The following is a 19,991-nucleotide window of genomic DNA, read 5'->3' as shown; positions in this document are numbered from 1 at the left end:
TCCAAATGGCGGTTGACGGTGAGAGCGCGGAAGGAATGGCCGCCTCCGAACCTCAATCCGGTTCGGAACGTCCCCGCTTGCGTCAGCTCGGCAACAAGCGCATCCGCCGCCGCCTCCTGAACCAGTTCGCACGTATTTTCGGCACTTATGTGCTGTCTTCCCTGACCCGGCGGATCATCGCCATCAATCTGGTCGGCCTGCTGGCCCTGGTGATCGGCATCCTGTATCTCAACCAGTTCCGGGCCGGCCTGATCGACGCGCGGGTACAAAGCCTTCTGACGCAGGGCGAAATCATCGCCGGGGCGATTGCGGCCTCGGCCACCGTCGACACGGGAACGATCACTGTCGATCCGGAACGCCTGCTGCAGCTTCAGGCGGGCGAAAGCATCACACCGACCCAGGAAGATCTCGACAGCCTCGACTTTCCGATCAACCCGGAAAGGGTCGGACCGGTCCTGCGCAGGCTGATCTCGCCGACCAAGACCCGCGCCCGGATCTATGATCCCGAGGGCATCCTGATCCTGGACAGCCGGCATCTTTACACCAGCGCCCAGATCCTGCGCTTCGACCTGCCGCCGCCGAACGCCGTGGAAGAGGGCTTCTGGGACACGGTGTGGCAGTGGACCAAACGCTGGCTGCGCCAGGGCGATCTGCCGGTCTATCAGGAGGTCGGAGGTGGTGACGGGCGCGCCTATCCTGAAGTGGAGGCAGCGCTTGCCGGCTCGCCGGCCAGCGTCACCCGGGTCTCCCAGCGCGGTGAGCTGATCGTGTCCGTGGCGGTGCCGATCCAGCGGTTTCGCGCAGTGCTGGGATCGCTGCTGCTGTCGACGCAGGGCGGCGACATCGATGCGATCGTGCGTGCGGAGCGGATCGCGATCATCCGGGTCTTCCTGTTCGCGGCAACGGTCACGATCCTTCTGTCGATCCTGCTCGCGGGAACCATCGCCGGCCCCGTCCGGCGGCTGGCGGCAGCGGCCGACCGGGTCCGCCGGGGATCGAACTCGCGCGAGGAAATTCCGGACTTCTCCGACAGGCAGGACGAGATCGGCCATCTGGCGCGCTCGTTCCGCGAGATGACCAATGCGCTCTACAACAAGATTGACGCCATCGAGCAGTTCGCCGCCGATGTTGCCCATGAACTGAAGAACCCGCTGACCTCCCTGCGCAGCGCCGTTGAAACCCTGCCGCTGGCCAGGTCGCAGGAGTCGAAGGATCGGCTCATGGAGGTGATCCAGCACGATGTCCGCCGTCTGGACCGCCTGATCAGCGACATATCCGACGCGTCGCGGCTCGATGCTGAACTGGCCCGGATCCAGGCGGATCCCATCGATCTTGCCGAACTTCTGCGCAACATGGCGGACGCCGCGAATGAACGCTCGGCGGTGGAGGAGGCCAGCGTCAAGCTCACTGTTGCCGACGCACAGGGGAGCAGGCCCTACAGAATGCTGGGTCACGACATCCGCCTCGGTCAGGTCGTCAGCAATTTGCTCGACAACGCCAGGTCCTTCTCGCCTGCCGACGGCATTGTCCGGGTCGACCTGAGCCGCGAGGGCCGCATGATCAAGATCACTGTCGACGACGACGGTCCCGGCATCCGGGCGGAAAATACGGAGCGCATTTTCGAGCGCTTTTACACCGACCGGCCTGATGGCGAGGGGTTCGGCAACAATTCCGGTCTCGGCCTGTCCATCTCCCGGCAGATCATTGCGGCACACGGCGGCACCATTTCCGCGGCCAACCGGCTGGAGCCTCTTGCGGACGGCAGCCACAGGATCGCCGGCGCCCGCTTCACCATTCGCCTGCCCGCCGGGCTCGGCAAGTGACCCGGCCCGCCGTCCACGCCAACTGCCTTGTTCTGGGAACCTGCGGCGTCCTGATCCGCGGCGGCGCCGGTTGCGGCAAGTCCTCGTTCTGCGACCTCCTGATCGAGGCCGCGCTGGCGAAGGGCAATCTCGGACGGTTGGTGGCCGATGACTACGTCCATGTCGTGCCGGAAGACGGCCGGTTGCTGGCCAGCCCGCCGGACACTATCCGGGGAATAATGGAGATCCGCGGGTTCGGGCTTGTCGACACGCAATATACGCCCCGCGCCCGTATAGATCTGGTTGTCGACCTGCTGCCGATGGAGCGGCTCGAGCGTCTGCCGGATGCGGCCTTCGTGACCGTGTGCCTTGAAGGTATTGAGGTGCCAGCCCTGTCCTGCCCGGCAAACAGACCCGATGTTTCGCTGCGGCTTGTTCGCTGGGCGCTTCGTGGTCTTCTCCCGGACGCCCCTGATTATATTTAGGGCACTGCCGGTGTTTTTTGCTTGCAACTGATCAAACGGTTGAAGAGAGTGCATCTGACTGATAAACGCCCGGCTCCGTCCGGATCCCGTGTGTGGATCCGAAGTTCATCGCACTCGATAATCAGGCAATCCCACGTATGATCGGACTTGTACTTGTGACCCATGGACGCCTCGCCGAAGAATTCAAGGCGGCGCTGGAACATGTTGTTGGTCCCCAGGAACAGGTCGAAACGATTTCAATCGGGCCGGATGACGATATGGAGCAGCGGCGCCAGGACATTCTGGCCGCCGTGGAAGCCGCCAATTCCGGCAAGGGTGTGGTGCTGCTGACCGACATGTTCGGCGGGACGCCCTCCAACCTGGCGATTTCGGTCATGGACAGCAAATCCGTTGAAGTGGTGGCCGGTGTCAACCTGCCCATGCTGATCAAGCTGGCCAGTGTGCGCACCGACCGCGCCCTCGCGGAAGCCGTCGACGAAGCCCGCCAGGCCGGTCAGAAATACATTTCGGTCGCCAGTCAGGTGTTGTCGGGGCAGAACTGACACAGACAATGACGACGCGGAACCTCTTGCAAAAAGACCTAAAGATAGTCAACCGCCGCGGATTGCACGCGCGCGCCTCGGCGAAACTCGTCAAGCTGGTGGAAACCTTCGCGGCCGAAGTGCATGTGTCGAAGGATGGCCAGACGGTCGGAGGCACGTCGATCATGGGGCTCATGATGCTTGCGGCCAGCCCCGGGTGCTGCATCAGCGTCAGCGTCAGCGGAACGGATGCGGATGCGGCCCTGGCGGCGATATGCGAGCTGGTCGAAAGTGGCTTCGGCGAGACCGATTGATTTTCACCTGTTTCGGCGCCACCATACGGCGCGTCGATCAGAGCGTGCTGACACGCTGAACCCTGTCCTTCGACACTTGTCTTCACCGCCGGTTGGGAAACGAAATGCCGAGTCAGACTGACGACCGATTGATTGGCGCTGCGCGAACCGCCCTCGCGCATGTTCACGAAACGCTGGACCTGGACTTCGCATTCGAGCTCTGGGACGGGTCCCGGGTTCCCGCGGACGCTCCCGCCGACGGCCTGCGGCTGGCCTTGTCCGGGGCCGCGCTGACCCGGCTGCTGCGCCGCCCGAAGCTCAAGACCCTGATTGATCTCTACGCCGCCGGCGACGTCGATCCCCGTGGCGGCAGCATCTTCGATTTCGCCACCAGGCGGCCCGCGATCAAGAGCCGGGACATCCGCAAGCGCCTGAACAAGGGTCTGCTTCTCAAATGCGCCGTGCCGCTGGTCCTCGGATGGGGGGCCGGAAAGGCGCGCCAGGGGCCCGGCGGGCTGGATGCAGGCCAGGGCGCGGACAGGGGCTCCGGCAGCCGCAAGGACGACATCGCCTTTCACTACGATGTCTCCAACGACTTCTACCGGCGGTTTCTCGATCCGGAGATGGTCTATACCTGCGCCTATTTCACCGACTGGTCGAACGATCTGGCGACGGCGCAGAAAGACAAGCTGGACATGATCTGCCGCAAGCTGCGGCTCAAGCCGGGCGACCGCCTGCTTGACATCGGCTGTGGCTGGGGCGCGCTGATCTGCCATGCCGCGGAGCATTACGGCGTCACCGCCGTGGGGGTGACGCTGGCCGAGGAACAGCTCAAACTCGCCAGGGAACGCATCGCGGAACGCGGTCTCGGCGACAGGGCCTCCGTGGAACTGATCGACTATCGCGAGATGAAGGGGTCGTTCGACAAGATTTCCTCCATCGGCATGTTCGAGGCGGTCGGCCTGGACAATTTCGACAATTACTTCCAGAGCGTTCGCCGGCTGCTCCGGCCACGCGGTCTTTATCTTCATCACGCAATCACAAGGCGCGGCAAGAAGGACCTGAAGGCCTTCCGCCGCAAGAAGCCGGAATATCAGGCGCTTGTCCGCTACATCTTTCCGGGCGGCGAGGTCGACCATATCGGCTGGACGCTTACCAACCTCGAGGCCCATGGGTTCGAGGTTCACGATGTCGAGGCCTGGCGAGAGCACTACGCCCGCACCACCCGGCTGTGGGCCGAGAACCTCATGGACGTGAAGGACGCGGCGATCGCGGAAATCGGTGAACACAGGTACCGGCTGTGGCTTGCCTATCTCATCGGCGTCTCGCTCGGGTTCGAGCGGGGCTCGATCGGCATCTTCCAGACAGTCGCCAGCAAGCGCGCAAAGGGCCCTTCCGGGATGCCGCCGACGCGCGAGGATCTCTACCGGTCCTGATGGCCCCGTTCAAAATCAGTCCGTCTGTTTGATCATATAAAGAATTCTTTATATCTTTATTGCTAAGCAGCGCCGCGGGCGCTATAACGCCCGGCAATGGTCTCCGGCAGTGTCCGGAGACCGGCTTGCGGCCCTGCGATGCCAGCATCACCATGTCACAGGGCGGCTGCATTCCTATCGGGCTGGGCTCTCAACAGGCTCCAACAGCAGGACACATTCATGACCGACTACATTATCAAGGATATCGGGCTCGCGGACTGGGGTCGTACCGAAATCGAGATCGCCGAGCACGAGATGCCGGGCCTGATGGCTTGCCGTGAGGAATTCGGCACGTCCAAGCCGCTCAAGGGTGCCCGGATCGCCGGGTCGCTCCACATGACGATCCAGACCGCCGTCCTGATCGAGACGCTGACCGCGCTGGGCGCCGAAGTCCGCTGGGCCTCCTGCAACATCTACTCCACCCAGGACCAGGCTGCCGCGGCCATCGCCGCCACCGGCGTTCCGGTCTTCGCCGTCAAGGGCGAGACCCTGGAAGAATACTGGGACTACGCGGACAAGATCTTCGACTTCGCCGATGGCGCCAACATGATCCTGGACGATGGCGGCGACGCCACGCTCTACATTCTCATGGGCGCGCGGGTCGAGGCCGGCGAGACCGATATCATCGAGAACCCGACCTCCGAGGAAGAGGAATGCCTGTTCGCGCAGATCAAGAAGCGCATGGCAGCCAACCCGGGCTGGTTCACAAAACAGAGAGACCTGATCCAGGGCGTTTCGGAAGAGACCACCACCGGTGTTCTGCGTCTTTATGAAATGCAGAAGAAGGGCGGACTGCCGTTCCCGGCAATCAACGTCAACGACAGCGTCACCAAGTCGAAGTTCGACAATCGTTACGGCTGCCGCGAAAGCCTGGTCGACGGCATCCGCCGCGGCACCGACGTCATGATGTCGGGCAAGGTCGCCGTGGTCTGCGGTTACGGCGATGTCGGCAAGGGTTCCGCACAGTCGCTCGCCGGTGCCGGTGCGCGCGTGATCGTCACCGAAATCGATCCGATCTGTGCCCTGCAGGCGTCCATGGACGGCTTTGAGGTCAAGACCATGGAACAGGTCCTGCCGGAAGGCGACATCTATGTCACCGCCACCGGCAACAAGGACATCATCACCTTCGACCACATGCGTGGCATGAAGGACATGGCGATCGTCTGCAACATCGGCCACTTCGACAACGAGATTCAGGTTGCCGCGCTGAAGAACACCAAGTTGCGCCCGGTCAAGGACCAGGTCGACATGTACGAGTTCCCGGACGGCAAGCGCATGATCCTGCTCTCCCAGGGCCGCCTGGTGAACCTGGGCAATGCCACCGGTCATCCGAGCTTCGTGATGTCCGCGAGCTTCACCAACCAGGTTCTGGCGCAGATCGAACTCTTCTCCAAGGGCGATCAGTACAAGAACGAAGTCTACGTGCTGCCGAAGCACCTGGACGAGAAGGTTGCCCGCCTGCATCTGGAGAAGCTCGGTGTGACGTTAACCGAGCTGTCAAACGAGCAGTCTCAATATCTGGGGATTAACAAGACCGGTCCGTTCAAGCCGGAACACTACAAATACTGATTTTGTCGGGGCGGCCCACTAGATGTGGTGACCGCCCTGATTCGGTCTTGTGAACAAAAAAATACGGGACCCTAGAATTTTAAGGGTCCTGTTAACTTTTCAGTTACGGACTCTTCTGCGTGATTCTCAAAAAGGTTATGGTTTAAGCGAATCAAGGGCCAGGAGGCGGATGTCCTTGATTTGCTCCCGGAATCCGGGAGCTGCGGTCCGCATCAGCGGGCATGGCGGCGTTAAGGGGATCACAATATGCCGAAAGGCAGCAGGAACGGCGCGCGGCCACGCGCGACGTGGCGCAACTGGAGTCTGAAATCGGTTCAGCTGGGCGGCACCGCATTGGTGGGCTCGGGTCTGTTTTCAAGCTCGGCTGCCGCGGATATGCTGGCCGACACAACCGCCGCCATAAATCCCGATAGCATGATTCTTTTTGGCGCGCTCGGCGGAATGTGCACCTTCGCGGTCACCGCGGCCGTTGCCCTGGTCCGTCACCGCAAGCAGGCCGCGCAACAGACCGGCACCCTGGAACAGGAAAAGAGCGACCTGAAATTCCGGGTGGACCGCCTGGAAGCGATGCTCAACACCGACGAGCAGCGGGTCGTTGTCTGGACCGGCAACGGCGCCATGCCCCAGATCTGGGGGGTCCTGCCGGAAAAATCCGGCGTGCCGCGTCCACCCGCGCAATTGCTTGCTTTCGGAAGCTGGCTGACCGCGAAAGGCGCCGGCGACCTGGAGCGGTTCCTGGACACGCTGTTCCGGACCGGAGAAGCTTTCACCACGACATTGAAAACCCGCACGGGCAGCTATGTGGAAGCGCTTGGACGCACCACCGGCGGGGCGGTTGTCCTGCGCCTGCGCGACCTGACGGGCGAGCGGCAGATGCAGGCCGAGCTGGCCGCCCGCAACGCCAAGATCTCCGGCGAGCTGCACATGCTGCATGCACTGCTGGATGCGATGCCTGCACCGGCCTGGCAGCGGGATGCGGAAGGCAATCTGATCTGGGCGAACGGCGCCTATGCCGAAGCCGTCGAAATGCCGGATGCGACAAGCGCCGTGACCCAGGGGGTGACGTTCCTGGACGCGGCGGCCCGCACGGCGATGGCCGTCCAGCGCACGGAAGACGGCTGTTTCAACGCCCGTATTCCGATCGTGGCCTCGGGCGACCGGCGGGTGTTCGAAGTGACCGATGTCAACGCGAATGTCGGCGGGGCCGGCATTGCCGTGGACATCAGCGAACTGGAACAGGCGCGCAAGGAACTCGGCCGCGCCGAGGATTTTCATGGCCGGACGCTCGACCAGCTGGCCGCCGCGGTCTCGATTTACAGCGCGGACCGCAAGCTGCAGTTCTACAACGCGGCGTTCCGCCAGCTCTGGGATCTCGATCCGGCATTTCTGGAAGGCCATCCGGAGGACGGCGCCGTTCTCGATGCCTTGCGGGCTGCGCGCAAGCTTCCCGAACAGGTGGATTACCGGGTCTGGCGCAACAAGATGCTGGACAGCTACCAGTCGCTGGAAGCCCGCGAAAGCTGGTGGCATCTGCCCGACGGGCGCACGTTGCGTGTCATCGCCAACCCGCATCCGCAAGGCGGTGTGACCTATATCTACGAAAATGTCACCGAACAGCTCGATCTGGAGAGCCGCTATAATGCGCTGACCCGTGTGCAGGGCGAAACCCTCGACAACCTCTCGGAAGCCGTCGCCGTGTTCGGCTCCGACGGACGCCTGCGCCTGTGGAATCCGGCTTTCGGCCAGATCTGGGGTCTGGAAGAAGACCAGCTCGCCGAGTTGCCGCATGTCAACGAAGTGGTGTCGGCCTGCACGCTCAATGACCTGGAACGGGGGGCCTGGGAGCAGCTTGTCGGCAACGTCACCGGCCTGCTCGACAACCGCACGCAGAAAGTCAGCCGGCTGGAGCGCCACAACGGCGACGTTCTCGACTATGCGACGGTGCCATTGCCGGACGGCGGCACGCTTGTCACCTTTGTGGACGTGACCGACAGCGTCAACGTGGAACGCGCCCTTCTGGAAAAGAACGAGGCCCTGGAACAGGCGGACCAGATCAAGAACGCCTTTATCCAGCACGTGTCCTACGAACTGCGCTCGCCGCTGACCAACATCATCGGTTTCGCCCAGCTCCTGGCGGACCCCAAGTTCGGCGAACTGTCGGAAAAGCAGAGCGAATACACCGATTACATCCAGTCCTCGTCGTCCGCGCTTCTGGCCATCATCAACGACATTCTGGATCTGGCCACGCTCGACGCGGGCATCATGGAACTGGACCTGGGCGAGGTCGACGTGGCCTCGACCGTGTCGGCTGCGGTCGAGGGCCTGAAGGACCGGATCGCCGAGGCGCGGATCAATCTGCGGACCCATGTGCCGGAGAACATAGGCATGATGGTCGCGGACGAAAAGCGCCTGCGCCAGGTGCTGTTCAACCTGATCGCCAACGCCGTGCGCTATTCCGAAGCCGATGGTGTGGTCGATGTCAGCTGCAGCAGGCAGGACGATCAGGTGACCTTCATCGTCAAGGATCACGGCTACGGCATTCCGGCGGAAATCCTCACCCAGGTGTTCAACCGGTTCGTCGGCCACGACACAGGTGCCCGGCGTCAGGGGGCCGGCCTTGGCCTCGCGATCGTGAAGAGCTTCGTGGAACTGCACGGCGGCACGGTCGATATCCAGTCCGCGGAAGGCAAGGGTACGACGGTCGCCTGTGCCTTCCCGGCGCGGCCGGAACTGGCAGAACACGCCGCGGCCGAATAGGGTGCCATTTCACTCTCTCCCTTGTCCTTGAGGCCCTCGATGGCAGATCATGACCTGAGCCTCCTCGAGGCGGTTTTCCTGGCCGTGAAAATAGCCGACGAGGCCGGAACGCGCGAACTCGCCAACGACATCGCGATGATCCTGAAGACCGGTGACACGATCTGCCTGTCGGGCGATCTGGGCGCCGGCAAGTCGGCTTTCTCCCGCGCCCTCGTTCGTGCGCTCGCCGGTGACCCGGAGCTGGAAGTGCCCAGTCCGACCTTCACGCTGGTGCAGACCTACGGGCACGACCGGTTCGATCTGTCCCATTTCGATCTCTATCGTCTGGAAGAGCCGGAAGAGATCGAGGAGCTCGGACTGGAGGATCTGCTCGAAACAGGAGCGGCCCTGATCGAATGGCCGGAGAAGGCGCAGGACCTGCTGCCGGCAAACGCGCTCTGGATCCGGATCACGCAGCCGCCGGGGGAGGCGGACCGGCGGGTCTTCCACTTGTCCTCGAACCAGCCGGACTGGCAGCAGCGCATCGGCGGCACACTGAAGACAAGGGCCTTCCTGCGCGCAAGCGGCCACGGTGGAGCGCAGCGCCGGTTTCTCGCGGGCGATGCTTCTCTGCGCACCTTCGAGACCGTGCACGATGGCGCGCGAACGGACGTGTTGATGCGCTGGCCGTTCCAGGGGGACGCGGTCGCCGCCAACGTCCGGGCCTATATGGAGAAGGTTCATCTGGCGCGGGACTGCCGCGCGGTTGTGGCGGTCGGCTCCGAACTGCGCAGGCACGGCTTCCTGGCTCCGGAAATCCTGGCGGCGGATCTCGATCAGGGATTTGTCCTGTCACAGGATCTGGGCCGCGAGACGATTGTCCGGGACGGCAAGCCGGTGCCCGAACGCTACCACGCGGCGGTCGAGGTCCTTGCCGCGATGCATGCGCAGACCTGGCCCGACATCGTCGAACTGGCCGACGGCAGCGTTTATGCACTGCCCGCCTATTCGCAGGACGCACTGATCGCGGAGGCGGCTCTTTTTCTTGAGTGGTATGTTCCCGAGCGCTCTCCTCTGAAGGCGGATGCGCGCGCGGGCACCGAATTCGAAGCGCTCTGGCGCAAGGTGCTGAACCGGCTGCCGGATGCGCAGACGGGCTGGGTGCTGCGTGACTTTCATTCGCCCAACCTGCTTTGGCAGGACGGTGGGAAAGGGATCGGCCGCATCGGTCTGATCGATTTTCAGGACACGGTGCGCGGACCGGTCGCCTATGATGTTGCATCGCTCCTTCTGGACGCCCGCACGGACATTGGCGCGGCTCTGGAAACGGAGCTCTTCGATGCCTATGTGACGGCCAGGGAAGCGGTGTCCCCGGATTTCGACAGGAACGTGTTTTCGGATGCCTATGCGGTCATGGCCGCGCAGCGAATTTCGAAGATCCTCGGGATTTTCGTCAGGCTGGCAGAACGCGACGGCAAGCCGGCATATTTGAACCACCTGCCGCGCATGCTAGCCTATCTTGGCCGGGTGCTTGACAGACCGGTCCTGTCGGACTTGAAAGACTGGTACGCCCGCTATCTGCCCTGATACGCCCTGAAAACGTCCAGCCCGGCCGGATGCCACCAATTGAGACACCCAATGACACAATCCCGGTTCCGCCCCTCCAAGGCCATGATCCTGGCTGCCGGCCTCGGCAAGCGCATGCGTCCCCTGACGGCCACCACCCCGAAACCGCTGATCGAGGTCAACGGCCAGGCGCTGATCGATCATGGGATGGATCGCCTGAAGGCGGCCGGGGTGAAATCCTGCGTTGTCAATGTGCATTACCTGGCCGATCTGGTGGAAGTTCATGTCCGTCGCCGCACGGACATGGAGACTGTCGTGTCCGATGAACGCGCCCGGTTGCTGGAGACCGGTGGCGGCATCAAAAAGGCATTGCCTCTGCTTGGCGACGAGCCGTTTTTCCAGCTCAATGCCGATACGTGTTACTGGATCGAGGGCGTCAAGCCGAACCTTGAACACATGATCGATGCCTGGGACGAAAGCCGCATGGACGCGCTGCTCCTGATCGCGGAAACCGTCAAGTCCGTCGGATATCATGGACGCGGTGATTTCGACATGGCCCGGGACGGCGCTCTGACGCGCCGGCCGGAAAAGGCGGTCACCCCGTTTGCCTATGCGGGGGCCGCCATCCTGCATCCGCGCCTGTTCGACGGCGCCCCGGACGGACCGTTCTCCATGAACGCCCTGTTTGACAGGGCGATCGAAAACGGCAGTCTGTTCGGTGTTCAGATGGAGGGTCTCTGGCTCCATATCGGCACCCCTGAAGCCATCGCCGCCGCCGAGTATGCCGTCCGCGAAAGCGCGGCCTGAGAATGACGGACAGTGCGCGGCTGTGGTCCGTTCCGCCTTCGGTTCCGTTTTTGAAAACACTGGTCGACACGCTGGTCGACGGCACGCTGGTCCCCGGCTTTCGACCGCTGGATGACCCGCTCCTGCTGGCCGGTGTGACGCTGTATCTGCCGACCCGCCGGGCCGCCCGCCTGTTGCCGGAGCTGTTCCAGAACCGCTTCGAAGGCCGGCCCGTTCTGCTGCCGGCAATCCGGCCGGTCGGCGACACGGACGAGGACATGCAGAGCCTGACCGGCGAGGCGGACCTGGAACCGCTGCCCGCGGCAATGCCGCTTCTGGAACGCCACCTGGCGATGACCCGGCTGGTCAAGGCCTGGAAGGGCACGCTGCGGCGGGAAGTGCTCAGCCTGCGCTCGGACGAACCTCTCGGCCTGCCGGCCTCCACCGCCGATGCCGCCTGGCTGGCCGGCGATCTGCTGACGCTGATGGACGAGGTCGAGACCGAGGAAGCCGACTGGTCCGGTCTTGCCGGACTGGTGCCGGAGGACCACGCCCGCTACTGGCAGATCACCCTCGATTTTCTGCAGATCGTACGGGAAGCATGGCCGGCGCATCTTCGTGAACTCGGCCAGATGGACCCGAAGGCGCGCAGGTCGGCGCTGATCCGGCGCGAAGCGCAACGTCTGAAACGGGCGCCCCTGCGCGGACCCGTCATCGTCGCCGGAGTGACCGGATCGGTGCCCGCAACCGCCGAACTCCTCAAGGTGGTTGCCGGTCTCCCGGGCGGGGCGATCGTGCTTCCCGGTCTCGATCGGTTCATGGACGACCGGTCCTGGACGGTCCTCGGCCAGCGCGGCGAAGCGGCCCCGCGGCGGCCCACCGCGATCAGATCCGGTGCGGACACGCTGCCCTCCCATCCGCAATATTCGCTGAAACAGCTTCTTGAAAGGCTCGGTGCGGCGCGCTCGGATGTCCGCCAGCTCGGTCCGGATCCGGATCCGGACCCGGCGCTGCTGCTGCGCGAGGAACTCGTTTCCGAAGCCTTGCGGCCCGCCGAGACATCCGATGGCTGGACCGGCTTTCTGGCCGGCCGCCCGGAGGCGGACCGGGCCGCGGCGCTTGAGAAGGTCGCCATCCTGACAGCGCGGAACGAGGCGGACGAAGCGTTGAGCGTTGCCATTGCCCTGCGCGAGGCCATCGAACAGGACCAGACGGCCGCCCTGGTTTCGCCGGACCGGATGCTGACCCGCAGGGTTGCGGCGGAGCTCGCGCGCTGGAACATACAGGTCGACGACAGCGCAGGGCGCCCGCTCGACCAGACGGCACCGGCCATCCTGGCGATCCTGGCGGCGAAACTCGCGCTGAACGGCTGCGATCCGATTGACCTGCTGGCCCTCTTGAAACATCCGCTGACCAGGCTCGGCATGCCGGTCAAGGATGTGCGCGCAGCGGCCCGGGCACTGGAACGCGGCGTCGTGCGCGGTCCGCGCGCCCGGTCTGGCACAACGGGTCTCAAACTGGCGGTGCAGGCCAGCCGCGACGACGCGGGCAAGGCCCACACGCCGCGCTGGAAGAAAATTCACGAGGCGGACTGGGATGTTATCGCCGGTCTCGTGGACCGGCTCGCCGCCGCGCTGGCGCCGCTGGAAGAGCTCGTGGCGGTCGGCGCGCCGGTGGATGTGATCGAACTGGCCAGAACGTCATGTCGAGGTGATCGAGGCGGTGGCCGTGGACGAGGCCGGCTCTGTTGCCGAGCTTTATGCGGCGGAAGCCGGCGAGGCTCTGGCGCAGTTCCTGACGGGTCTTCTGGAGGCCGGCTCGAGCGGGTTGGAGATTCCGCCGGGCGAATGGCCCTCTGTGCTGCCTGCCCTGATGTCCGGGCAGGCGGTGCGCCGGAGGTTGCCGGGCGACACGCGGGTGCAGATCCTCGGCCCGATGGAAGCCCGTCTGCAATCCTTTGACATCATGATCCTCGGCGGTCTCAACGAGGGGGTCTGGCCGCAGCGTACCCGCAACGACCCCTGGCTGAACCGGCCCATGAAACGCGACATGGGACTGGAGCCTCCCGAACGCCGGCTGGGCGCCGCTGCGCACGATTTCGCCCAGGGTCTCGGGGCCGGGCGGGTGCTTCTGTCGCGAACCGCGCGCGCCGACGGTGCGCCGACCGTCGCCTCGCGCTGGTTGCAGCGCCTGACCACCCTGGCAGGTCCCGGTCTCACCGGTGAAATGGAAAGACGGGGCGCGGGCTATTCGGCGCTTGCCGCGTTGCTGGATCGTCCCGATGGTCCGGTCAGACCCGCGCGACGGCCCGAGCCGAAGCCTCCCCTGGAGGCGCGCCCGAGGTCGCTGTCGATCACCGAGATCGAGCGCCTGATCCGCGATCCCTACGCGATTTTCGCAAGACATGTGCTCGAGTTGCAGCCGGTTGATCCGATCGGCGGCGAGCCGGGAGCCGCCGACAAGGGCAATCTGGTTCACGACGCGCTTGCCGAGTTCCTGATGACCTGGACCGGGCCGTTCGACGACAGCGCCGTGGAGGCACTGGTCGGGATCGGCGAGGTCCTGTTCGAGCCGCTTGATGCCTTCCCGGCAATCCGTGCCCTCTGGTGGCCGCGGTTCCAGAAAATTGCCGCGGGGTTCGTGGCCTTCGAGGGCGCGCGTTCGAAGTCCGTCACTCAGCGCTTCCTGGAGATCGGCGGAGGTGTTGATCTCAATCTGCCCGGGTTCGACTTCCGCCTGCGCGGACGGGCCGACCGGATCGACCTTCTGGACAGCGGCGGACTTTCGGTGATCGACTACAAGACCGGCCAGGTGCCCTCACAGAAACAGATCGATGCGCTGCTGTCGCCGCAATTGCCGCTGGAAGCCGCGATGATCAAACGCTTCGGTTTCAAGGACGTGCCCGCCGATGCTGCCATATCGGACCTGCTTTACCTCCAGCTCAAGGGAGGCTCGGATCCGGTGATCGAGGCGCCGCGCAATCCCAGGGATATTCCGCTCGAAGGTCTCATCGAGGATGCCTGGGCACGGCTGGAACAACTGATCGCACATTACGCCAGCGTGGAAACCGGGTATCTCTCCCGCGCCCGCGTCATGCGCGAACGGCAGATGCAGGGCGATTACGATCATCTTGCACGCACCCAGGAATGGGCGTTGTCCGGGGAGGAACCCGCATGAGCGGATTTCAGATCCCCGAGCTGACACGCGAACGCCAGGACCTTGCGTCCCGGCCACAGGCTTCCGCCTGGGTGAGCGCCAATGCGGGCTCGGGCAAGACCTTCGTGCTTTCGCGCCGGGTTGTGCGTCTGCTGCTCGACGGCACCGATCCGGGGCGCATTCTCGCGCTGACCTTCACCAAGGCAGCCGCCGCGGAAATGGCGACACGCGTCTTCCGAATCCTCGGCGACTGGGTCACCCGGGACGATGCCTCGCTTGCAGCCGAACTGGAGGACATCGAGGGCCGCCGGCCGGACGCGAAGCGGCTGGCGCTGGCGCGGCGCCTGTTCGCCCGCGCGCTGGAAACACCGGGCGGGCTGAAGATCCAGACCATCCACGGTTTCTGCGAAGCGTTGCTGCATCAGTTTCCGCTGGAAGCGAATGTCGCCGGGCATTTCGCCGTTCTGGATGACCGTGTCGCGGCGGAACTGATGGCGGATTCGCGCGCCACGGTGCTGCATGCGGCTGAAACCGATCCGGACGGCGCCTTCGGCAGAGCCCTTGCCTCCGTCATGGACCTGATGAGCGACGGCGGTGCCCAGAAGGCGCTCGACGAACTCATCCAGAGCCGCGACGCTTTCCGCCGCTGGACCGTTGATACCGATGGGCTCGATGCCGCCCTGGACGAACTGGCCGGGCTTCTCGGCGTCCGGCCCGCAGACCGGCTCGCGGATTTCGACCTGCGCTTTCGGGCCGAAACGCCGCTCGACCTGAACGCCTGCCGTGCCTATGCCGAAGCTCTGAACACCGGAACGAAAACCGACCAGGCCCGCGCCGATGCGCTGGTCACGGCTGCGAAGCTGACGGATCCGGCGACGTTTCGCGAGGCCTGGCAGGCGATCTTCCTGACAGCGAAGCTGGAACCACGAAAGTCTCTGGCCACCAAGAAGGTCGCCGAAGCCTTCCCGCAGATGGTCGAGGCGCTGGAGGCGGAGCAGCTCCGCCTGCTCGACCTTCTGGAACAGCGCTGCAGGATCGTCACCTTTGAAGGCACGGCGGCGCTGTTGCGCCTGGCGGATGCGGTGATCGGGCACTATGAGCGCGCCAAGACCGCCCGCGGCTACCTTGATTTCGAGGACCTGGTGGTCAAGACCGCGACGCTCCTCAAGAAATCCGCTGCGGCCCGGTGGGTGCAATACAAGCTTGACCAGGGTCTCGACCATATTCTGGTCGACGAGGCCCAGGACACCAGCCCGCGTCAGTGGGACGTCGTGACCGCGCTTGCCGACGAGTTTTTCGCAGGGGAGGGCGCTCATGAGCGCGTGCGCACCCTGTTCGCGGTGGGCGACGAAAAACAGTCGATCTATTCCTTTCAGGGCGCGGTGCCCGCCTATTTCGATGCCATGCGCCGGGCGTTCTCCGGACAGGCGGATTCCGCCGGGCGGGAATTTCATTCCGTCAACCTGCAGCTCTCCTTCCGGTCCACGCCGGATGTGCTCGGGGCGGTCGACAAGGTGTTCCATGACGAAACTGCCCACAAGGGCCTTTCCCAGGATCTGAAGGCGCCCGTGCACGAAGCCATCCGCCGGGATCCGGGGATTGTCGACCTGTGGCCGCTGGAAGCCGAAGCCGACATCGAGGAACCCGACGACTGGCGGCAGCCCGTCGATCATGTCGGCTCGGGAAGCCCCATGCTGAAGCTGGCGAAACGCATTGCTGTCGAAATCGGCAACTGGATGCGCGATGGAACCGCGGATCCGGGCGACGTGATGGTTCTGGTGCGCAAGCGCGGTCCCTTCGTCGAGGCACTGAACCGTGAACTGAAGGAACTCGATATCCCGGCTGCCGGCAGCGACCGCCTTGTTCTGACGGATCACATCGCGGTCCAGGATCTGGCGGCGCTCGGCCGTTTCCTGCTGCTGCCGGAGGATGATCTGTCCCTGGCCAGCGTCCTGAAGAGCCCGCTGTTCGGCCTGAATGATGAGGACCTGCTCGAGATTGCCCGCGAGACGCCGGACAAGATCCGGCCCGGCACGCTCTGGCAGATGCTGGTCAGGCGCAGCGAGACGTCCGAAAAATGGCGCGCGGCCCGGGCGACGCTGGAGGACTGGCGGTCACGGGCCGACTTCGTGCCGCCCTACGAATTCTACGCCAGGCTTCTCGGCGCGGACGGCGGCCGCCGGAGCTTCCGGGAAAGGCTCGGCGTCGAAGTCGATGACGTGCTGGACGAATTCCTGGCCCTGACGATTGCCTATGAGCAGGCAGGCACGCCCGGCCTGGAAGGGTTCCTGGCCTGGATGGCGGCCGCACCGACGGAGATCAAGCGCGAACTGACCAACACCAAGGGCATGGTCCGGATCATGACCGTGCATGGCTCGAAGGGACTGGAGGCCAGGATCGTGATCCTGGTCGACCCGGGGGCGCCGCCGGTCAGCGCGATCCACGATCCCGCATTTCTGCCCCATGCAAGGCTCGCCAACAGCTTGCTGCCACCCGCCCTCGTCTGGTTGCCGCCCAAGGCCAGCCGCATGGCCTGGCACGAGGACACCGTCGACACCTTGCGCGCGGCTCAGGAGGAAGAATATCGCCGGCTGCTCTATGTCGCGCTGACCCGCGCGGAGGACAGGCTGGTCGTTTGCGGCTGGCAGCCCAAACGCGGTGCCCATGAAAACTGCTGGTATGCGCTGGTCTCGCGCGCGCTGAAGCCCGAAGCGCGGGAAATGACCGGCCCCGACGGCGGCGTGTCCGGCTGGCGCTGGCAGATGAAGACAGGCAGTGCCGGAGATGGTTCGCCGCAGCCAGCGGCCTCCGGCGGCGAAGCGCAGACCGCTGCCCCGGACTTGCCCGCCTGGCTCCAGATGCCGATACGTCCGCTGGCCAGGAAAAAACGCCTGCAGCCTTCCCGCGCATTTGAAGCGATGGAGGAAAAACAGGGCATCGAGCCGGTGCCCGCCGTATCGCGTCTTCATGCCGGCCGGGAGGCCGCCTCCTGGCCGCTTGAGCGCGGGCGGCTGGTTCACCGGCTGCTCGAGCTGTCGCCGGATCTCGCCGCCGAAGACAGAAGGGCGGCGGCGGATGCCTTTCTCGGGCAGGCGCTGAAGCCGGAATTCGAGACCCGCCACGCCGGTCTTCTGGCAGAAATTGCCGCCATCCTGGAGGCACCGGATTTCGCACCGCTGTTTTCGGACCATGCCCGCGCCGAAGTTCCGCTCGTGGGAACGATTCGGGCAGGCGACGGCACCGAGGTCGAGGTCTCCGGCCAGATCGACCGCCTGCTGGTGGAGGAAAACCGGGTTGTGATTGTGGACTACAAGACCAATCTCAATCCGCCGGACACGCCCGCGTCTGTCCCGCTCGAATACCGGGCACAGCTTTGTGTCTACAGGGAAATGCTGAAGCAGATTTATCCCGGCCGGGACATTTCCGCCTGTCTCCTCTGGACGGCGGCCCCTTCTCTGATGGAAATCCCGGCAGAGATGCTCGACCGGACGTTCGCCGGTCTGCGTCCAGACGGCACAGCCGCTTGACGGCGCGCCTCCGGCTTCCTACTTTCGTGCCAACTGACGCGTCTGCATCGGGCAGGCGCGCGCTCAAAATCACGAGATCCTGACATGGCAACCACGCAAGTCACCGATGCTTCCTTTGAATCCGAAGTTCTTGAATCCGACGCCCCAGTCGTCGTGGATTTCTGGGCCGAATGGTGCGGCCCCTGCAAGATGATCGCTCCGGCGCTTGAGGAAATCTCCGAGGAGATGGGCAGCAAGGTGAAGATCACCAAGCTCAACATCGACGAGAATCAGGACATAGCCATGAAATATGGCGTCCGTTCCATTCCGATGCTCATCCTGTTCAAGGGTGGCGAGCCGATGGCGACCCAGATCGGAGCCGCGCCGAAAGGCAAGCTTTCCGACTGGATCAAGAGCGCCATCTGATCACACCCTTTCCTGCGGCCGGCCGGCGGCAGCCAGATGAGCTCAGCCGGCGGGCAGCTTGAATGCTGTCCGCCGATGCGCTTTGAAAATCCGGTCGACCGGTCGTATAAGCATCCGGAAACAGCCTGGAGCCAAACGGAACATTCATGAGTGAAGACAACAAAACCCCGGAAGATCAGCCGGCGGATGTAACGCCGGAAACCGAAGCTGCAGCCGACGCTGCCGGTGAGGCAGGCGCGGATCCGGTCGAAGCTCTGCAAGCGGAGAACGCCGAGCTGAAGGATCGCTCCCTGAGGGCGATCGCGGAAATGGAAAATCTGCGCCGGCGCACCGAAAAGGAAATCAAGGACGCGCGCCAGTACGCCGTCTCGAGTTTCGCGCGCGACATGCTGACGGTGTCCGACAATCTGCGCCGGGCACTGGAAGCCTTGCCGGAAGACGATCGCAAGAACGCCGATGCCGGCATCGCTTCGCTGATCGAAGGCGTGGAGATGATCGAACGCGATTTCCTCAACCAGATGGAAAAGAACGGCGTCCGGAAACTGGACCCCGAAGGTCAGAAGTTCGATCCGAATTTCCATCAGGCGATGTTTGAGGTGCCGAACACCGAAGTTCCGAACAACACCGTGGTTCAGGTGGTTCAGGCCGGCTATGTCATCGGTGACCGCGTGCTGCGCCCGGCCATGGTCGGCGTCTCCAAGGGCGGTCCGAAGGACGGTGCGCAAGCGGCATCCGCCTCGGGACAGACTGTCGACAAGAGCGCCTGACGGCGACCCGGTCGAGCCGAATTCAAGACGCCGCTTCCGCCTGTGCGGGAGCGGCTTTTCTGTTTGCAGAATACTGCAAGGGCACCAGATGGCCTTTGTTCCCGCGGATCGCTCAGGCTGCCGAGTTGCTTTTCCTTAAGGCAGGTGGAATCGTGTTTTGGCCCGCAACAGCTTGCAATAAGACCTGAACGGGAAGCGACAGGCTCTTTCCACGACGCTCTGGAACGCGGCCACTGGAGACGACATGCTGCTGCAGATACTGGATTATCTCGGAGTTGCCGTATTCGCTGTCACCGGCGGCATCGTCGCCTCGCGCAAGCAACTGGACTTCATTGGCCTGATGTTCTTCGCGACGCTGACCGGCATCGGCGGCGGAACCTTGCGGGATCTTCTTCTCGGCGTGCCGGTTTTCTGGGTCGAGAACGAGGCCTATGTGCTCGTCTGTCTGGTCGTCAGCGTTCTCGTCTGGTTCTTCGCCTCCTGGATCGAGAAGGTCGGCAAACCTTTGCGCTGGGCCGACGCGCTCGGTCTTGCGGCTTATTCGGTCATGGGCGCGGCCAAGGCCCTGTCTGTCGGTGACACTATCCTGGTCGCGATCATGATGGGCGTCACGACGGCCACTTTCGGCGGTGTGCTCAGGGACACGATCGCACGAGAACCGAGCGCCATTGTCAAACCCGAGATCTATGTCAGCGCGGCCTTTGCCGGGGCGGGCAGCTTTGTCGCTCTGGCGCAGCTTGGTTTCAGCCCGGTGGCTTGCGCGATTATTGCCGCCGCGCTGGCGCTTTTGCTGCGCGGCGGCGCCATTCTGCACGGCTGGACCCTGCCCGGCCATCAGGGCAAGGCCGGCACCTGAAGCCTGAAGCCTGAAGTCTGAAACCTGAAACCGGACGCTGGCCTACG

The 19,991-nt window shown here is 64.1% G+C and carries 14 protein-coding genes and 1 pseudogene; all 15 read left to right on the top strand.

The window, feature by feature from the left end; translation table 11 throughout:
- Positions 1 to 5 precede the first annotated feature (5 nt).
- The 15 genes and pseudogenes from AC0VX3_RS25785 (at position 6) to AC0VX3_RS25715 (ending at position 19,944) form a co-directional block, all read left to right on the top strand.
- Positions 6 to 1,823, top strand: coding sequence for a stimulus-sensing domain-containing protein (locus tag AC0VX3_RS25785; protein WP_475522904.1), 1,818 nt, complete (start codon positions 6 to 8; stop codon positions 1,821 to 1,823).
- Positions 1,820 to 2,287: an HPr kinase/phosphorylase gene (locus AC0VX3_RS25780; protein ID WP_475522903.1), complete on the top strand. Its 468-nt coding sequence runs from the start codon at positions 1,820 to 1,822 to the stop codon at positions 2,285 to 2,287. Before AC0VX3_RS25785 ends, AC0VX3_RS25780 begins: the two co-directional genes overlap by 4 nt.
- A 137-nt stretch (positions 2,288 to 2,424) precedes the next feature.
- Positions 2,425 to 2,829 (top strand): PTS sugar transporter subunit IIA, encoded by a 405-nt coding sequence (locus AC0VX3_RS25775; protein WP_342891567.1) that lies wholly within the window; start codon positions 2,425 to 2,427, stop codon positions 2,827 to 2,829.
- 8 nt (positions 2,830 to 2,837) lie between these two features.
- Positions 2,838 to 3,122 carry an HPr family phosphocarrier protein gene (locus AC0VX3_RS25770; protein ID WP_475522902.1) on the top strand — a complete coding sequence of 95 codons (285 nt, stop codon included), beginning with the start codon at positions 2,838 to 2,840 and terminating at the stop codon, positions 3,120 to 3,122.
- Positions 3,123 to 3,226: 104 nt separating this feature from the next.
- On the top strand, positions 3,227 to 4,537 hold the full coding sequence (locus AC0VX3_RS25765; RefSeq protein WP_475522901.1) for a class I SAM-dependent methyltransferase: 1,311 nt from the start codon (positions 3,227 to 3,229) through the stop codon (positions 4,535 to 4,537).
- A 219-nt stretch (positions 4,538 to 4,756) separates the two neighbouring features.
- Complete coding sequence (gene ahcY / locus AC0VX3_RS25760; protein WP_348146387.1) at positions 4,757 to 6,145, top strand: adenosylhomocysteinase; 1,389 nt, start codon at positions 4,757 to 4,759, stop codon at positions 6,143 to 6,145.
- Between the two features lie 246 nt (positions 6,146 to 6,391).
- Positions 6,392 to 8,902 (top strand): PAS domain-containing sensor histidine kinase, encoded by a 2,511-nt coding sequence (locus AC0VX3_RS25755; RefSeq protein WP_475522900.1) that lies wholly within the window; start codon positions 6,392 to 6,394, stop codon positions 8,900 to 8,902.
- 39 nt (positions 8,903 to 8,941) lie between these two features.
- Entirely contained in the window at positions 8,942 to 10,468 is a 1,527-nt protein-coding gene (tsaE, locus tag AC0VX3_RS25750) for a tRNA (adenosine(37)-N6)-threonylcarbamoyltransferase complex ATPase subunit type 1 TsaE (protein ID WP_475522899.1), read from the top strand.
- Between the two features lie 51 nt (positions 10,469 to 10,519).
- The gene (locus tag AC0VX3_RS25745) at positions 10,520 to 11,254 is read left to right on the top strand and encodes a nucleotidyltransferase family protein (protein WP_475522898.1); all 735 of its coding nucleotides are present in this window, start codon (positions 10,520 to 10,522) and stop codon (positions 11,252 to 11,254) included.
- A 2-nt stretch (positions 11,255 to 11,256) separates the two neighbouring features.
- A pseudogene (gene addB / locus AC0VX3_RS25740) lies at positions 11,257 to 12,840 on the top strand (double-strand break repair protein AddB); the annotation flags it as partial.
- A 103-nt stretch (positions 12,841 to 12,943) separates the two neighbouring features.
- Positions 12,944 to 14,410 carry a double-strand break repair protein AddB gene (gene addB / locus AC0VX3_RS25735; RefSeq protein WP_475522897.1) on the top strand — a complete coding sequence of 489 codons (1,467 nt, stop codon included), beginning with the start codon at positions 12,944 to 12,946 and terminating at the stop codon, positions 14,408 to 14,410.
- Positions 14,407 to 17,916, top strand: a complete 3,510-nt coding sequence (addA, locus tag AC0VX3_RS25730; RefSeq protein WP_475522896.1) for a double-strand break repair helicase AddA — start codon at positions 14,407 to 14,409, stop codon at positions 17,914 to 17,916. Before addB (AC0VX3_RS25735) ends, addA begins: the two co-directional genes overlap by 4 nt.
- A gap of 84 nt (positions 17,917 to 18,000) precedes the next feature.
- Positions 18,001 to 18,321, top strand: coding sequence for a thioredoxin (trxA, locus tag AC0VX3_RS25725; protein ID WP_475522895.1), 321 nt, complete (start codon positions 18,001 to 18,003; stop codon positions 18,319 to 18,321).
- Between the two features lie 146 nt (positions 18,322 to 18,467).
- Positions 18,468 to 19,088, top strand: a complete 621-nt coding sequence (gene grpE, locus AC0VX3_RS25720; RefSeq protein ID WP_475522894.1) for a nucleotide exchange factor GrpE — start codon at positions 18,468 to 18,470, stop codon at positions 19,086 to 19,088.
- A 244-nt stretch (positions 19,089 to 19,332) separates the two neighbouring features.
- On the top strand, positions 19,333 to 19,944 hold the full coding sequence (locus tag AC0VX3_RS25715; RefSeq protein ID WP_342891556.1) for a trimeric intracellular cation channel family protein: 612 nt from the start codon (positions 19,333 to 19,335) through the stop codon (positions 19,942 to 19,944).
- Positions 19,945 to 19,991: the final 47 nt, after the last annotated feature.

It is taken from the genome of Roseibium sp. QJM3NY_11 (genome assembly GCF_056173175.1).
Note: the sequence above shows the minus strand (reverse complement) of the source record. Positions and strands in the feature narration are given on the sequence as shown.

Excerpts from the sequence above, each read along its gene's own strand:
- AC0VX3_RS25765 (WP_475522901.1), top strand. The coding sequence starts at position 3,227 with ATGCCGAGTCAGACTGACGACCGATTGATTGGCGCTGCGCGAACCGCC.
- AC0VX3_RS25715 (WP_342891556.1), top strand. The coding sequence starts at position 19,333 with ATGCTGCTGCAGATACTGGATTATCTCGGAGTTGCCGTATTCGCTGTC.
- AC0VX3_RS25745 (WP_475522898.1), top strand. The coding sequence starts at position 10,520 with ATGACACAATCCCGGTTCCGCCCCTCCAAGGCCATGATCCTGGCTGCC.
- ahcY (WP_348146387.1), top strand. The coding sequence starts at position 4,757 with ATGACCGACTACATTATCAAGGATATCGGGCTCGCGGACTGGGGTCGT.
- grpE (WP_475522894.1), top strand. The coding sequence starts at position 18,468 with ATGAGTGAAGACAACAAAACCCCGGAAGATCAGCCGGCGGATGTAACG.
- tsaE (WP_475522899.1), top strand. The coding sequence starts at position 8,942 with ATGGCAGATCATGACCTGAGCCTCCTCGAGGCGGTTTTCCTGGCCGTG.
- addA (WP_475522896.1), top strand. The coding sequence starts at position 14,407 with ATGAGCGGATTTCAGATCCCCGAGCTGACACGCGAACGCCAGGACCTT.
- AC0VX3_RS25770 (WP_475522902.1), top strand. The coding sequence starts at position 2,838 with ATGACGACGCGGAACCTCTTGCAAAAAGACCTAAAGATAGTCAACCGC.
- AC0VX3_RS25755 (WP_475522900.1), top strand. The coding sequence starts at position 6,392 with ATGCCGAAAGGCAGCAGGAACGGCGCGCGGCCACGCGCGACGTGGCGC.
- trxA (WP_475522895.1), top strand. The coding sequence starts at position 18,001 with ATGGCAACCACGCAAGTCACCGATGCTTCCTTTGAATCCGAAGTTCTT.
- AC0VX3_RS25785 (WP_475522904.1), top strand. The coding sequence starts at position 6 with ATGGCGGTTGACGGTGAGAGCGCGGAAGGAATGGCCGCCTCCGAACCT.
- AC0VX3_RS25775 (WP_342891567.1), top strand. The coding sequence starts at position 2,425 with ATGATCGGACTTGTACTTGTGACCCATGGACGCCTCGCCGAAGAATTC.